Consider the following 16,884-nt stretch of genomic DNA (forward strand, 5'->3'; position numbering starts at 1 on the left):
ATTATGTAAAGTATTACCTTGTTTATAGGTATTTAAAAAAGACTTAATAATTAATAAAAGCTTATGAACAATTTAGTCCACAAGCTTTCATTAATGGCTATTTTTTAAGTTGAGTCTAAAGATATCTCTAGAAACCATTAATCACTTAAAACATGGCCTAATTCAATTAAAGGTTATGAAGCCCACTGTAAACTCCTCCAAGAGCTATAAGCTCATCATGAGTTCCTCTTTCCTCAATCCCCTTATCTGTTAATACAATTATCTCATCAGAATTTTTAACTGTTGAAAGTCTATGAGCAACCACTAAAGTTGTTCTATCCTTACTTAACTCTTCTAATGCCTTTTGTATCTCGTATTCAGTTATATTGTCTAATGCTGAAGTAGCCTCATCTAAGATTAATATTGCAGGATTCTTTAAGAAGACTCTAGCTATTGCTATTCTTTGCTTCTGACCCCCTGAAAGCTTAACGCCTCTTTCTCCTATAAATGTATCATATCCATCTTCTAACCCCATTATAAAGTCATGTAAGCAAGCATTCTTAGAAGCCTTTATAACCTCTTCCTCTGTAGCATTAGGATTTCCATACATTATATTTTCCCTTATAGTTCCTGTAAATAAGAATACATCTTGCTGAACTATACCAATATTCTCTCTTAATGACTTTAAAGTTACAGTACTTATATCAATATCATCTATAAATATTTGTCCATTTTCATAATCATAGAATCTAGGAATAAGATTACATACTGTAGTCTTTCCTCCACCAGAAGGTCCAACTAAAGCTACCATTTTTCCAGCTTTAATATCTAAATTAAAGTTTTCTAATATACTTTCCTTATTGTCATATCTGAAAGTAACATCCTTAATTGAAATCTTACCTTTTACATCTTTAAGTTCTTTTGCATTAGGTATTTCTTTCTCATCTTCCTCATTCATTATCTCTTCGAATCTCTCAAAACCAGACATTCCATTTTGGAACATTTCATTAAAGTTTATAAGCTTTCTGATTGGCTGCAAGAACATCTTTATATATAATAAATAAGCTGCAAAATCACCTATATTTATTTTTCCTAAGTAAGTAAAGTATCCTGCTGCTATTAAAACAATAAGCTCAAGCATATCTATTAAGAAGAACATTCCTGAGAAATATTCAGCCATTGCTTTATAAGCATGTTCTCTGGCACTTTTAAATATATTATTACTCTTATGGAACTTGTCCATTTCATATTCTTTGTTACCAAATGATTTAGTAACCTTAACTCCTGAAATACTATTCTCTATAGTAGCATTTACTTCTCCAGTTTTAACTCTAGTTTCTTTAAAAGCATTTTTCATCATATTTCTTTTCTTTATTGTATAGAAAAGTAAAAATGGTAATAAAGCAAAAGTAATTATTGTTAATGGTATATTTATTGTGCATAAAATTATAAATGATCCAAGTAACATAACTATTGATATGAATAAATCCTCTGGCCCATGATGTGCAAGTTCTGAAATATCTAGAAGATCATTTATTATTCTAGACATTAAAACTCCAGTCTTATTATTATCAAAGTACTTGTTTGGCATATCCTGAAGCTTAGCAAATAAGTCCCTTCTCATATCTGCTTGCATTCTTACACCAACAACATGTCCCCAATATTGCATAAAGTAATTTAATCCAGCTTTAACTAGAAATATTACTGTAAGTACTATAGCAAAAATAACTAGAAGTCTTATTTGCTTATTTGGAATAACATCATTTATTATATTTCTTGTGATCATGGGATAGACTAAATCACAAGCTGCAACTAAAAATGCTGCTAATAAATCTAAAATAAATAATTTCTTATACGGTTTATAATATTCTATAAATCTTTTTAGCATAATTTCCCCTTTCATCTCTCATTGATATGTATTATTAAATAATATTATTTCTCATTCTTTAAATTATAATTAAATATTTCAATTAAATCAATATTTAAATTTTATAAAACGAAAAAGAGGTTGAAAAACTCCAACCTCTTTTTATACTATTATCTCAATCTAAAATTTTTTAATATTATATATATAAACTTTTTACTTTTCAATATTATGCGTTGTAGTTGTAGAAACCTCTACCTGATTTTCTACCTAACCATCCAGCTCTAACATATTTTCTTAATAAGCTATTAGCTCTATATTTGCTGTCTTTAGTTTCATTGAATAGTACATCCATGATAGCTAAGCAAACATCTAATCCGATTAAATCTCCTAAAGCTAAAGGTCCCCATTGGGTGATTAGCTCCTAATTTCATTGAAGTATCTATATCTTCAACTGAAGCTATTCCTTCTGCATAGATTCCTACAGCTTCATTTATCATAGGGATAAGTATTCTGTTAACTACAAATCCTGGTGCTTCAGCAACTTCTACTGGAGTCTTACCTATAGCTTCTGACATAGCTTTTACTTTGTCAAAAGTTTCTTGTGAAGTAGCCATACCTCTGATTACTTCTACAAGTTTCATTATTGTTGCAGGGTTAAAGAAATGCATTCCTATAACTCTATCAGGTCTATTTGTAGCTGAAGCTACTTCTGTTATTGATAATGAAGATGTATTTGAAGCTAATATAGTTTCTTCTTTACATATCTTATCTAACTCAGCAAATATTTGCTTTTTGATTTCCATATTTTCTACTGCAGCTTCTATAACTAAATCACAATCAGCAGCCATTCCTAAATCAGTTGTTCCAGTGATTTTTGATAAAACTGCTTCTTTATCTTCTTCAGTTATTTTTCCTTTAGAAACTAACTTAGTAAGACCTTTGTTGATTCCAGCAATTCCTCTATCAACAAACTCGTCTTTTATATCTCTAACGATTACTTCATATCCTTTTTGTGCGAATGCTTGAACTATTCCAGCACCCATTGTACCTGCACCAATTACAAAAATCTTTTCCATATTAAGTTCCTCCTAAATACTCTCTTTAATTGGACTTTTCTGATTTCTCACTTCAGAAAAGCCCTACACCATTAATTGAAAAATTTTATAAGTTTACCCTTGTTATATTACCTATTTTAAATTAAGCTTCCTCTTTCATAGCTTTTAATTGAGCGATGAATTCTGGAATTACTTTATTTACATCTCCAACTATTGCATAGTCAGCAATTTTCATGATTGGAGCACTAGCATCTTTGTTTATAGCTATTATCATATCAGCATCTTGCATACCAGCTGTATGTTGGATAGCTCCTGAAATACCACAAGCAACATATATGCTTGGTCTAACAGTTTTTCCTGTTTGTCCAACTTGGTAATCTTTATCTACCCATCCTTTTTCTATAGCTGCTCTTGAAGCGGCAATTGATCCACCTAAAACTTCAGCTAATTCTTTAAGCATAGTGAAGTTTTCTTCTGAACCTACACCTCTACCACCAGCTACTAATACGCTAGCTTCTGAGATATCCATAATATCTTTGTGCTCTTTAACTATTTCAACGATTTTTGTTCTTATATCGTTAGCTTCGAACTTAACTTCTATATTTTCTACAGTTGCATCATTTTCACCTAGTGGAAGTTTTTCGAAAACTCCTGGTCTAACTGTAGCCATTTGTGGTCTATGATCTGGACATACGATTGTAGCCATTAAGTTACCACCAAATGCTGGTCTTGTTGCTAATAAGTCTCCGCTCTCAACATCAACATCTAATGATGTACAGTCAGCAGTTAATCCAGTTGATAATCTAGCTGCAACTCTTGGACCTAAGTCTCTTCCTATGAAAGTTGCTCCTATGAAGATTATGTTTGGTTTTTTAGCATCAGCTAACTCGCAGATAGCTTTTGTATAACCATCAGTTGTATAGTGCTCTAACTCAGGTGAGTCAACAACTAACACTTCATCAGCACCATGTCTTGATAAGTCTTCAACTAAGTTTTCAACTTTATTTCCTATTAATAACGCTGTTAATTTTGAACCTAATTTATCAGCGATTTTTCTACCTTCACCTAATAATTCTAATGAAACTTTTTGTAATTGGCCTTCTCTTTGCTCTGCAAAAACCCAAACGCCATTGAAATCTGCTTTATTCATCTTAAATACCTCCCATAATCCTTAGATGTAGTGTTTTTCTTTTAATTTACCTAATACATAAGTAACTGAATCTTTAGGTGACTCTTTAACTATTTCTCCAGCACCCTTAGCTTCTTTAGTCATTGATCTCTTAACTTTTGTAGGAGATCCTTTTAATCCTAATTCAGCTTTATCTACATCTATATCATCAGCTGACCATACTAAGATTTCATCGTCAGATGTTTCGAATATTCTTGCAATATTCATGTATCTTGGCTCATTTAACTCTTTTATAGCAGTTAAAAGTACTGGTGCCTCAACTTTTATTAATTCATATCCATCTTCTAAAGCTCTATTTACTAATAATCCATCTTCTTCAACTTTAACGTCTTGAACGTAAGTTACTTGTGGAATATTTAAATGTTCAGCTATTTCTGGACCAACTTGTGCAGTATCTCCATCGATAGCTTGTCTTCCAGCGAATACTATATCATATTCTAATTTCTTTAATGCTCCTGCTAAAGCTTTTGAAGTAGCTAATGTATCAGCTCCTGCGAATGCTCTATCAGTTATAAGGATAGCCTTATCAGCTCCCATGCATAAAGCTTCTCTTAAAGCAGCTTTAGCTTGAGGAGGTCCCATACTTATTACAGTTACCTCTGCTCCTTCATTATCTTTTATTTGTAATGCAGCTTCTAAAGCATGCTTATCCTCTGGGTTTATGATTGATGGAACTCCATCTCTTATAAGAGTTCCTGTTTTTGGATCTATTTTAACAGCTGTTGTATCTGGCACTTGTTTTAAGCAAACTACTATTTTCATCTCAAAGCCCTCCTAAAATTATCTTAATATGCTTCCTGCGATAACCATTTTTTGAACTTCTGAAGTTCCCTCATAAATTTCAGTTATCTTAGCATCTCTCATCATTCTTTCAACTGGGTATTCCTTAGTATATCCATATCCACCGAATAATTGAACTGCCTTAGTTGTTACTTCCATAGCTACGTCAGCAGCAAATAATTTAGCTCTTGCAGCGTCTACTGAATATGGTTTACCCTCTTCTTTTAAGCAAGCTGCTTTATATACTAAAAATCTTGCAGCTTCGATTTTAACATCCATTTCTGCAACCATCCATTGTAATCCTTGGAATGCAGATAATGATCTACCAAACTGTTTTCTTTCCTTCATGTAAGCGATAGCCTCTTCAAAAGCACCTTCTGCTATACCTAATGCTTGAGCAGCGATACCAATTCTACCACCATCTAGAGTTTTCATTGCAATTCCAAATCCTTTTCCTTCTCTTCCGATTAAGTTTTCTTTTGGAACTATACAATTTTCCATGATTAACTCAGTTGTTGAAGAAGCTCTTATACCCATTTTGTCTTCTAATTTACCAATTGAGAATCCTGGGAACCCTTTTTCAACTATGAAAGCTGAAATTCCTCTTGTTCCTTGACTCTTATCAGTCATAGCAAAGATTATGAAAGTATCAGCAACCCCACCGTTTGTTATGAAGATTTTACTTCCGTTTAAGATGTAATTATCTCCTTCTAATACAGCTGTAGTTTGTTGTCCTGCAGCATCTGTACCAGCTCCTGGCTCAGTTAAACCGAAAGCTCCTAACTTCTCACCTTTAGCAAGTGGAGTTAAGTATTTTTCTTTTTGTGCTGGAGTACCAAACTGGTCTATTAATGAAGCACATAATGAAGTATGAGCTGATAATATAACCCCTGTAGTACCACAAACTTTTGATAATTCTTCAACAGCTAAGATATAAGATAAAGTATCTCCACCAGCTCCTCCGAATTCTTTCTTAAAAGGAATTCCCATCATTCCTAGTTTAGCCATCTTCTTAACATTCTCCATTGGGAATCTTTCTGTTTCATCTATCTCTGCAGCGATTGGCTTAACTTCATTTTGTGCAAATTCTCTAACCATTTGCTTAACTAATTCTTGTTCTCTTGTTAATTGAAAGTTCATCTTTAATTACCCTCCTTAAATTCACACAACCATTTTTTATTTCAAAAAATTATTTGTTTTTAAAATTCTTTTCTCTTCTTTCCACAAAAGCACTCATACCCTCTTTTTGGTCTTCTGTAGAAAAACATTTTCCAAAGTCTTCAGCTTCAACAACTATAGCTGAATCTATATCAACTTGCATTCCTCTATCAATAGCATCTTTACATAACTTAACAGCTATTGGAGCATTTGCAGCTATTTTATTAGCCATAGTCATAGCTTCATCCATTAAAGTTTCTGGTTCAACAACCTTATTTACTAGACCAATTCTTAAAGCTTCATCAGCTTTTATTATGTCGCCTGTGTAGATAAGTTCTTTAGCTTTACCCATACCAACTATTCTTGGTAATCTTTGTGTTCCACCAAATCCAGGAGTAATTCCTAGACCTACCTCAGGTTGTGCAAATTTAGCTTTTGAACTTGCAATTCTTATATCACAAGCCATTGATATTTCACATCCACCACCTAAAGCGAATCCATTTATAGCAGCAATAACTGGCTTGTCTAATTTTTCTAATCTTCTAAATACTTTATTACCTAAAAGTCCAAACTCTTTACCCTGTTCTTCGTTTAAATCTTTCATTTCTGCGATGTCTGCACCTGCAACAAAAGCTTTTTCACCTGCTCCTGTTAAAATAACTACATATACATCATTGTCATTCTCAATATGCTCTATTGCAGTATTTAAATCCTTTAATGTTTCAGAATTTAATGCATTTAAAGCTTTAGGTCTGTTAATTGTTAAAATTCCAATGTTTCCTTCTTTTTCAAAGATTACATTATTTAATTCCATTGTATTTCCTCCCTTATACCATAGTAAATGTATGGTTTTAAATCGTTTAACAACTAATTAACTAACAAATTTAAATTTTCAATACTAAAAATAGTATTGCTTCACCCCTATTTTTATTACAAAAAACCATTTTATTGTTAATTTTGTAACAAACAAAGGTAAAAAAATAGTTGAAGCACTAATGCACTTCAACTAAATTATAAAACTTAATAGCAAATATTTCAATATATTATTTGTATTTTTTTCGAAATATCCTAATTTTTTTCCATATTTACAAGTTATTCTATGATAATTTCACTCTATTTTTCATTACTATGATTTAAAAGATATACTAAAGTCATCATACTTTCACTTAAATGAACATTCTCTACAGTTACCTCTTTTGGCACTTCTAAATCTATAGGAGCAAAGTTCCATATACCTTTAATTCCACCCTCAACAAGTTCATCACAAACCTTTTGAGCATTAGCTCTTGGTACACAAATTATTCCTATTTCTACGTCATTTTCTCTTACAAATGGAGTAAGTTCTTCTATATCTTTTATCTCAACATCTCTTATTTTTATTCCAAACATTCTTGGATTCGCATCAAAAATACCTTTTAATTTAAATCCTAATTTATCAAAACTATTATAATTTGCAATAGCCTGACCTATGTTACCAGCCCCGATTATAACAGTGTTATAGTCTCTTGTAAGACCTAATATACTTCCAATGTTATTATATAATTCTTTAACATTGTATCCATATCCCTGTTGGCCAAAATCTCCAAAACAATTAAGATCTTGTCTTATCTGTGATGCAGTGAATCCAATCTTCTCACTTAACTCTTTTGAAGATATTCTATCAACATCATTTTCCATTAATTCTTGTAGATATCTATGGTACTTAGGTAATCTTTTTATAACGGCCATAGATATACCTTTTTTCTTTTCCATTTTAATAGCACCTCTTTCTAAAGTTCATCTTTTTTTTAAAAAAGCAATTACTTTTTAGACTGTATTTCAAACTTAAATGATAAAATTACAAATTTAGCCTTCTAAAATATTACCATACCCTAAAAAGTTTGTCTATATTTTAACATTCTTTTGGTTTCACTATCAAAAATATATGTATTTAAGTGTATTTCTTATATTTTTTACCAATTTTATCATATTAAATTAATATAATTAAATCATATTAATTTATCACTACTTAACGCTTTTAATAAATTTTAACAAAAAAAATAAGGCTTGCGTGGCTAAAACCCTACGTGCACACAAGCCTATTTAAACATTTCATAATGTTTAATATAAAAGTTTAAGGGAATTATTTACAATCTATACCCTATGCCTGAAAGTATTCTTACCATGTAATGATATCAAAAAAACCTATCTCTGTCAACAACTTTAGACAAATTTCACGCTTCTTAATTATTGTTTTTTAATATTCTACTTGAGTTTAATATAGCTATTAATGTAACACCTACATCTCCAAATACAGCTTCCCACATATTAGCCATACCTAGTGCTCCGAATATTAATATTATAACCTTAACTGTTAACGCGAATATAATATTTTGCCATACAATTTTGTTTGTTCTCTTAGCGATTTTTATTGCTTTTATTATCTTACTTGGTTCATCATCCATTATTACAACATCTGCTGCTTCTATTGCTGCATCTGATCCTACACCACCCATAGCTATACCTATATCAGCTCTAGCTAACACTGGTGCATCATTTATTCCATCACCAACAAAGGCAATCTTTTTATCCTTACTCTTATTATTAAATAGCTCTTCAAGCTTTTCAACTTTATCTTGAGGTAATAAATTACAATAAGCTTTGTCAATACCTAGCTCTCTTGCTACGTTATCTCCAACTTTCTCATTATCACCTGTTAGCATAACAGTTTGCTTAACTCCAACCTTCTTTAACCCACTTATTGCTTCTTTAGCATCATCTTTTATTTCATCAGCAATAACAATATAACCTAGTTCTGATTTTTCATTTGCGATATAAATTACTGTTCCAATTTCATCAATCTTAGTGGTATTTATGTTATTCATCTTCATTAACTTCTCATTACCAGCAAAGACTGTGCTACCATCAATATTAACTCTTAATCCCTTGCCTGGAATTTCTTCATAGTTTGATATTAATGACTTATCTATAGTTTTATCAAAAGCTTTAACAACTGATTTTGCAATTGGATGGTTTGAATAGTATTCAGCATATGCTCCTAATTCTAATAATTCTTCATTACTTAATTTGCTTGTGCTCTCTGCTTTTTTAACTTTAAATGTACCTTTTGTTAGTGTACCAGTTTTATCAAAAACTATACTCTCAATATTATTTAAAGCCTCTAAGTAGTTACTACCTTTTACTAAGATACCATTTTTAGAAGCAGAACCTATTCCACCAAAGTATCCTAAAGGAATTGAAACTACTAATGCACAAGGACAAGAAACAACTAAGAATATTAATGCTCTTCCTACCCATTCAGATAAGCTTGCCCCACTTATTAATAGAGGTGGTAAGAAAGCAAGTGCTAGTGCTGAAAATACCACTACTGGTGTATAGTATCTTGCAAACTTAGTTATAAATTGTTCAGTTGGTGCTTTTTTGTTTCCAGCATTCTCAACCAAATCTAATATCTTCGAAACTGTTGATTCTCCAAAATTCTTTGTAACCTTTATCTTTAACAATCCACTTCTATTTATTGAACCAGCCAATACTTCATCATTTTTTTCAACTTCTTTTGGTAAAGACTCACCAGTTAAAGCTGATACATCTAATGCTCCCTCTCCTGATAGAACAATACCATCTAGCGGTATCTTTTCACCAGCTCTTACAACTATTATTGATCCTACTGAAACACTTTCTGGAGAAACTTTTTTCTCTTCACCTGTAAGACTAATTATATTAGCATAGTCTGGTCTTATATTCATTAAATCTGATATTGATGTTCTTGATCTATTAACAGCATAATCTTGAAACATTTCTCCTATTTCATAGAATAACATTACTGCTACCCCTTCTGGGAACTCTCCAATAGCAAATGCTCCTATTGTTGCTATACTCATTAAGAAGTTTTCATCAAAAACTTGTCCTCTTAAGATATTTTTAAATGCTCTTAATAAGACTTCTCCACCTGCTAAAATATATGCCACTCCAAATATTGCAAGCTCATATCCTTTATCTAAATTAACTATCATACCTATTATAAATAATGCAATGGCTGCACCTAGTCTTATTAATTCTTTTTTATCTATTCCGAATTTATTATTTGATTTTTCTTCATTATGGCTATGACCATGGTCATGCCCGTGTTCATGTTCATCATGACAAGAACATGCACCCTTTGAATTCTTCATCTTATTTTTCTCAGATTCTTTTAGAACTTTTACATCTGGTTCTAAATCTAAAACAATCTTTCTTACTTTTCCTTCAAGAACCTCCTCTTGAATACCATCTTTCGGAGTTATTAGAAGAAGCTTAGTTGAAAAATTTAAAATTGCTTCATCAACTTCATTCAATTTATTTACTTTGTCTTCAATTTTGCCAGCACATCCAGCACAATTTAATCCTTCTAAGTAAAGTTTCATGTCTTTCATGCTTATCCCTCCTTTACTCTAATACATGATCTAATCCTTCATTAAAAATGTGTTTTACATGGTCATCAGCTAGGGAATAAAATACTACTTTCCCTTCTCTTCTAAACTTTACTAGTCTTGCTTGTTTTAAAACTCTTAATTGATGTGATACTGCTGATTGACTTACGCCTAATAATTCTGCCATATCACATACACACATTTCTCCCTCAAATAAAGCATATAATATCTTTATTCTAGTAGAATCACCAAAAACCTTAAAAACTTCTGCTAAATCATATAAAACTTCTTCCTTTGGTAAATGTGCCTTCACTTTATTTACTATATCTTCATGCACAATTGAACAATTACAACTCTCTATTTTATTACTGCTCATATTTTAAACTCCTAATTTTAATATTATCATATGAACAAATGCTCATATGTTCACTTTCATTATATGTCTGTCCACAAAAAAATGCAACCAAAAAAAGCTAAACTAATTTATAAAATTTTATAATCAGTTTAGCTTTTCTTTAATTATCTAAAAAAATCTCTATTCTTTTTAAAATTTCTTCTTCTCCAACAACTAAAATATTGTCCTCTTCTTTAAAAACTAAATATGGTCCTGGAGAAATAACAAGTTCTCCTTTTCTTCTTATAGCAACTATAGTTGCTCCTGTTTCCTGCCAAAACTTAGTTTCAGAAATACTTTTTCCTATAAGCTCACATTCTTTAGGTAATTCTATCTCTATAGGAGTTAATGGATTTGTATATCTAAGCCTATTAGAATAATCCACAATCTTATCAATCATATCTCCTATATTCTTTTCAATAACTTTTTTTTCTTCCATCAATGATTCAATATCATGTTTTAAAGAAGTTACACTTTCAATAGAATGAAATCTATTTATAAAATCATAAGCATTATCTTTCGATAAAATAATAACCCCACTACCTTTACTAGATTCCACAACTTCCATATCTTCTAATAGCTTTACAGCTTTTCTAACTGTCTCTGGTGATACATTATACTTACTTGCTAGTGTTGATCTACCATGTATCTTATCTCCAACTTTTATATCATCATTATATATTCTGCCTGCAATATCTAAAGCTATTTGCTTGTATATAGGCTCATTAACTTTACAATCCATCATATACCCTTTCCCTTTAATGTATTAGTTACATAGTTAATTTTATTCTAACATATTAAACACCAAAAGGAAATATTTGTATTAAGCAGTAGCTCCTATATATACTGACTGAGTATTTATAGCAATTGAATCATTTATATATTTTATTATACTTCTACATGCAAAATAAGCATATTGCATATCATTAGCATAACTTTCATTCATCTTATAAGCCTTATGTGCTTCCTTTAAAAAGTGCTCAACGGACATATTTCCCCATACATCATATTGATCTCTACAAGGAATATAAGTTTTAGCAAAACTAGCTAATTCTTTTTCATACTTAACATGTTTATTCATGCTATGTTTAAATTCCCACCTCTCACTATGTGGAATGCAGAAAAAGTCACATATAAAATGACAAATCACTCCTAATTCTTGACTAAATCTACTTACTGAAAATTTCTTTTTAAAATCTAGCAGACTTAAAGATGCTAGTTTTTTTATCTTATTAACAATCATATCGAAAGATTCATCTAGGTAATGTTTCTTTAATTTATATTTTGAAACCATATCAGGCTTCACATTTCCATATATGAAATTCTTCTCGTTTATTTTAAAATCTACTTTAACGTCTCTCAATATATTTTGTGCAATAAGAACATGTGTGTTCATTAACATATCTATTACCTCTAATCCCTTTTAAAAAAGTTTCTTATTAATATGATATATCATATTAATTAAAAGTATATTACAAATCAACCTACAATTTATTAATTTATTATTAATTAATAATCCTTAAATATCTCGCTTTAATAAAAATTTTTTTAATCCTCAGGAAATAAAAAGCCCCTAAATATATGATTAAATTTAAAACATCATATGTTTAGGGTACCATTAATCTTAATAGTTGTATTGACCTACATTTTCACAAAACCTTATATCTAAAACATCATCTGATAAGGTCTTTTTATATGAGCATAAAAACTCATTTAACTCTGTATCTTGAAGATTTATTGTCTTTGGACTAGTTATAAGAACTTTTTCTTTTTCTAAAATTAACTCTATATCATTTTTATCATTTTTAATTGAATATGTAGTAACTGCTGTTGTTTTTACTTTTCCTTGATATTTTTCTTGGAAGCTAAGAGTTTTTCTTAAGTTCTCATAGTCGCCTCCTTGAATTCCTAAGCTACTCATATCTATACCTAAGTTCTTCATTTGACCTTCAATATCACCCATATCAAAGCCATATCTCTTAAGCATTTCTGTTTGAATATTTAAAAACTTTTCCTGAGAAATATTGTTCTCATTCATGTATTTAGTTATCTCTCTTGAAAGTTCCATCATACTCATTTGCCCTTGAGCTACTGAGTAGTATAAATCATAAATATATGATTCAAAATTATCTATATCTTTATCTCTTGCCTTGTTCTTTAATTCATTAAAATCAACAATTCTATCACTCATAAAACAATACCTCCGTAAAGTTCAAATTTATATTATTACTATAATATCATAAAATATAATTGTGTCTACTACTTTAAAAGTCTAAACTATTAAAAACTTTTTTTAAGTCAATTTCTAAATCTTTAAACACTATACTTTTATAAAACTCATCACTTCTGAACGAATTTGCTAAATAGTAAAACCCAAATTCATTCAATCTATATTGCTGTATTGATCCTTCTTGATAAACCAAATTATATTCTCTTATCCCTGCATTAGAATACAATTCCATTTTTATAACTGTATCTAAAGAAGCATTACTAGGAGAAACAACTTCAAATATTATACTTGGTATTTCTAAAAATGACTGACCTAATCGTTTATATGACTCATTTTCTTTTCTACATATAACAAAAATATCTGGCTTAACCCTATCATCTCCAAGTATAACTTCTATTTGTTCTGAAAAAACATCACAAGGTTTAGCTACAAGATAATCATATATTCTAGCATTGATTCTAGTTACTATTTTATTGTGTTTAATTGATGAGAATGATTTAGCAAAAACATATCCATCTATATATTCTAATGGTATATCACTTACTTTTTCCATCTCTAAAAATTCATTCAAAGTACATCTTGTATTCAAACTCTTCACAGCCATTTTCACAACTCCTCCTCTTAGAAATTATTCTCTAAAATTTAGTCTATTATAACACATTTTACAAATTTAAAGTTGATGTATAAAAATTTAATTAAAAAGACCTACAACTATGTATTATTTACATATAGTTGTAGGTCTTTTTTTACATAAGCTTAATTAGGCTTACAAATAATCTTTAAATTCCTTCTTACCACTAATAGAATTTAATAGGTGTTTAATTTCTTGATCTCTTCCTTTATCCATAACCAAAATAACATCTCCGGCATCAACTAATACTAAATCTTTTATTCCAAAACCTATTATTAATTTATCTTTTCCAAAAACTGAACAATTCTCACATTCTTCTAAAAAGACATTTTTTGAAGTTCTATTATTACCATTAGGCTCTAAGAATCTACTGAGAGCTGAGAATGTGCCAATATCATCCCAAGAAAAATCACACTTTATAACAAAGGATCTTCTTGTTTTTTGCATTACTCCAAAATCTATTGATATTCCATCAATTAAAGAGTATTGCTCTTTTATCACATCTTCCTCATCCTCTTCTCCAATGTGTTGATATATTTCCATTAAACATTTATACATCTTAGGAATATACTTCTCTATCTCTCTCAATATAACATCAGCTCTAAATATGAACATTCCACTATTCCATAAATAAGTCCCCTTTAACAAGAAGTCTTTTGCAACTTCTAAGTTAGGTTTCTCTGTAAACCTTGCTATCTTGAAGGTAGGAATGCTTCCATTAGTTCTGTCACCCATTTCTATATAGCCATAACCTGTTTCTGGTCTAGTTGGCTCTATACCTATGGTTATAATAGATCTCTTCTTATCCGCAATCTCTACGGCTTGTTCAAGAGTTTTGAGATAACTTTTATCTCCTTCTATATAATGGTCTGAAGGCAGTACAATCATAACTGCATCCTTATCCTTCTTCAAAAGCTTTGCAGCAGAAAGACCTATGCAGGTTGCAGTTTCTTTATTAGCAGGTTCGGTAAAGATGTTTTCTTTTCTTATATCATTTAGCTCAGTTCTTATTTTGTCTTCATATTCTTTATTTGTTACTACGTAAATATTATCTCTCTCAATTAGAGGTCTAATCCTATCCACAGTATTAGCTAAAAAACTCTTTCCATTGCTTTGAACACTTAGAAATTGTTTTGGGTTTGATCCTCTAGAAAGTGGATATAACCTAGTCCCCTTTCCTCCTGCTAAGATTAATGAGTAAAGCATTATGCCTTCAACTCCGTTAATTGTTATAGTCTATTTTATGTAAAAAAAGTTCAATATGTGAGTACAAAAAAAATTTAAGACATTACTACAAAATTTTCTAAACTATGTAATAATGCCTTAAAAACACTCATATTAATTTAATTGCAAGCTTATAAAAAACTAGTTTTCGAAACCATTATTCTCAGAAACTTCTTTTATCCATCTACCTGATTTCTTGATAGTTTTCTTTTGAGTTTCTAAGTCTAAAGCTATAAATCCATATCTATTCTTATACGAATTTAACCATGACCAACAATCAATTGGAGTCCATAAGTGATATCCAACGCAGTTTGAGCCTTCTCCCATTGCTTTATGAAGCCACTCTAAATGCTCTATTATAAATTCAATTCTATAATCATCTTCTACTATTCCATCAGCATTTTTAAACTTCTCTTCACCTTCAACACCCATTCCATTTTCTGAAATGAACCATTTTATATTTCCATAGTTCTCTTGAACATTTTTAGCTATATCATAGATTGCCTTAGGGTATATCTCCCATCCTCTATGTGGATTCATTCTCTTTCCTGGCATATCATAATTATCAAAATATATTTCTGGTGCCCAAGTTTCTCCTACATATTTCTCATCTCTAGCCTTAACTCTTCTTGGTTGATAGTAGTTTACTCCTAGGAAATCAACAGTATTATTTTTTATAATCTCTAATTCTTCCTCAGTTGAATTCCATATAACATTATCTGATTCTAAAACTTCAACTAAGTTTTTAGGGAATTCTCCTTTAGTTGCTGGATCTAAGAATAATTCATTGAAGAAAGCATTAGCAATTTCTGCTGCTCTTAAGTCTTCTTTGGACTCACTTCTAGGATAAGCTGGTGTTAAGTTAACTATTATACCAATCTCACCGTCTTGTCCTAATTTTCTATATTCTTCTACTGCTCTTGCTGACGCTAAAGCTATATTATAGGCCGCTTGAACTCCTCTTTTTCCATCAACTATACAAGGATAATGCCATTTATATAAATATTGTCCTTCTATTATAACTATAGGCTCATTAAACGTAGCCCATTTCTTAACTCTATCTCCAAATAACTCAAATGCAGTTTTTGCAAATTTAGCAAATAACTCTACAACATGCTTTGATTCCCATCCACCATATTTATCATATAATTCTACTGGAAGGTCAAAATGATGTAAATTCATTATTATGTCAATTCCGTTAGCAATACACTCATCTATAACACCATTATAAAATCTTATTGCATCTTCATCTGGCTCACCAGTTTCAAAATCTTTTATTAATCTTGTCCATTGTATTGATGTTCTAAAAGAATTTAATCCAATCTCTTTTAACATTCCTAAGTCTTCTTTATAGCTATTATAAAAATTTGATGCTACATCTGGCCCTACTCCATTGTGGAATAATTCTGGTTGTATATCAAACCAATGATCAAATACATTATTATGTTTTTTATTAAATCTTCCTTCTGATTGAGGTCCTGAAGTTGCAGCTCCCCACCAAAAGTTTTTTGGGAAATTATATTTCATTTTAAAGCCCCCTATACCTTTGTAAACTTTTTCTTTATTTAATTGTATATTTTAAATCTATTTTTTTCTATAGTTCTATTATTGATTAATTCCATAAACAGTGGATAAATTAAAGAAAAAGGTCTAAGCAAAACTTGCTTAGACCTTTTTCTATTAAATCAATATACCTTATAAAATTATAAACTTCAATTTAAACTTAAAACGTCCCCTTTGTTGACCATATTTAATAAAATTCTCTCAAAATTCAATAATTAATAAAAATAATTTCTCAATATAAATACCCTAATATCTATCATAAGCTGAAAGATACACTATAACTTCTTCCCCGTCGAAGCTATAAAAATTCATGTAAGAACAATATAACAATTAAGTTTAAAATAAAGTTTAATCATAATTTCAATTGTAATCTTCCTATAAGACTCCCCCAAATCATATAGTTCA

Annotated in this window: 14 protein-coding genes and 1 pseudogene; all 15 read right to left on the reverse strand. The window is 30.3% G+C overall.

Features of this window, described 5'->3' with window-relative positions:
• Positions 1 to 166 precede the first annotated feature (166 nt).
• Positions 167 to 1,867, reverse strand: coding sequence for an ABC transporter ATP-binding protein (locus tag ACQZHJ_RS15755; protein ID WP_430486459.1), 1,701 nt, complete (start codon positions 1,865 to 1,867; stop codon positions 167 to 169).
• A gap of 205 nt (positions 1,868 to 2,072) precedes the next feature.
• A pseudogene (locus tag ACQZHJ_RS15760) lies at positions 2,073 to 2,922 on the reverse strand (3-hydroxybutyryl-CoA dehydrogenase).
• Positions 2,923 to 3,043: 121 nt separating this feature from the next.
• The gene (locus ACQZHJ_RS15765; RefSeq protein WP_430486460.1) at positions 3,044 to 4,051 is read right to left on the reverse strand and encodes an electron transfer flavoprotein subunit alpha/FixB family protein; all 1,008 of its coding nucleotides are present in this window, start codon (positions 4,049 to 4,051) and stop codon (positions 3,044 to 3,046) included.
• A 21-nt stretch (positions 4,052 to 4,072) separates the two neighbouring features.
• Positions 4,073 to 4,852 (reverse strand): electron transfer flavoprotein subunit beta, encoded by a 780-nt coding sequence (locus ACQZHJ_RS15770; protein ID WP_430486461.1) that lies wholly within the window; start codon positions 4,850 to 4,852, stop codon positions 4,073 to 4,075.
• 18 nt (positions 4,853 to 4,870) lie between these two features.
• Positions 4,871 to 6,010, reverse strand: coding sequence for an acyl-CoA dehydrogenase (locus ACQZHJ_RS15775; protein WP_430486462.1), 1,140 nt, complete (start codon positions 6,008 to 6,010; stop codon positions 4,871 to 4,873).
• Between the two features lie 49 nt (positions 6,011 to 6,059).
• Entirely contained in the window at positions 6,060 to 6,842 is a 783-nt protein-coding gene (locus ACQZHJ_RS15780) for a short-chain-enoyl-CoA hydratase (protein WP_430486463.1), read from the reverse strand.
• A 299-nt stretch (positions 6,843 to 7,141) separates the two neighbouring features.
• Complete coding sequence (locus ACQZHJ_RS15785; protein ID WP_430486464.1) at positions 7,142 to 7,780, reverse strand: redox-sensing transcriptional repressor Rex; 639 nt, start codon at positions 7,778 to 7,780, stop codon at positions 7,142 to 7,144.
• Between the two features lie 470 nt (positions 7,781 to 8,250).
• Positions 8,251 to 10,440 (reverse strand): heavy metal translocating P-type ATPase, encoded by a 2,190-nt coding sequence (locus ACQZHJ_RS15790; protein ID WP_430486466.1) that lies wholly within the window; start codon positions 10,438 to 10,440, stop codon positions 8,251 to 8,253.
• Positions 10,441 to 10,453: 13 nt separating this feature from the next.
• Positions 10,454 to 10,813 (reverse strand): ArsR/SmtB family transcription factor, encoded by a 360-nt coding sequence (locus ACQZHJ_RS15795; RefSeq protein WP_430486467.1) that lies wholly within the window; start codon positions 10,811 to 10,813, stop codon positions 10,454 to 10,456.
• 139 nt (positions 10,814 to 10,952) lie between these two features.
• Positions 10,953 to 11,573 (reverse strand): TrkA C-terminal domain-containing protein, encoded by a 621-nt coding sequence (locus ACQZHJ_RS15800; RefSeq protein WP_430486906.1) that lies wholly within the window; start codon positions 11,571 to 11,573, stop codon positions 10,953 to 10,955.
• Positions 11,574 to 11,654: 81 nt separating this feature from the next.
• Positions 11,655 to 12,233, reverse strand: a complete 579-nt coding sequence (locus ACQZHJ_RS15805) for a zinc dependent phospholipase C family protein (RefSeq protein WP_430486468.1) — start codon at positions 12,231 to 12,233, stop codon at positions 11,655 to 11,657.
• A gap of 222 nt (positions 12,234 to 12,455) precedes the next feature.
• Positions 12,456 to 13,022, reverse strand: coding sequence for a DUF3867 domain-containing protein (locus tag ACQZHJ_RS15810; RefSeq protein WP_430486469.1), 567 nt, complete (start codon positions 13,020 to 13,022; stop codon positions 12,456 to 12,458).
• 73 nt (positions 13,023 to 13,095) lie between these two features.
• A complete protein-coding gene (locus ACQZHJ_RS15815; protein ID WP_430486470.1) occupies positions 13,096 to 13,665 on the reverse strand; it encodes a Uma2 family endonuclease in 570 nt (189 codons plus the stop codon).
• Between the two features lie 162 nt (positions 13,666 to 13,827).
• Positions 13,828 to 14,898, reverse strand: a complete 1,071-nt coding sequence (locus ACQZHJ_RS15820; RefSeq protein ID WP_430486471.1) for a mannose-1-phosphate guanylyltransferase — start codon at positions 14,896 to 14,898, stop codon at positions 13,828 to 13,830.
• Between the two features lie 159 nt (positions 14,899 to 15,057).
• Positions 15,058 to 16,443, reverse strand: coding sequence for a glycoside hydrolase family 1 protein (locus tag ACQZHJ_RS15825; RefSeq protein ID WP_430486473.1), 1,386 nt, complete (start codon positions 16,441 to 16,443; stop codon positions 15,058 to 15,060).
• Between the last annotated feature and the right edge of the window lie 441 nt (positions 16,444 to 16,884).

The organism is Clostridium sp. B9 (genome assembly GCF_050509515.1).
GTDB lineage: Bacteria > Bacillota > Clostridia > Clostridiales > Clostridiaceae > Sarcina.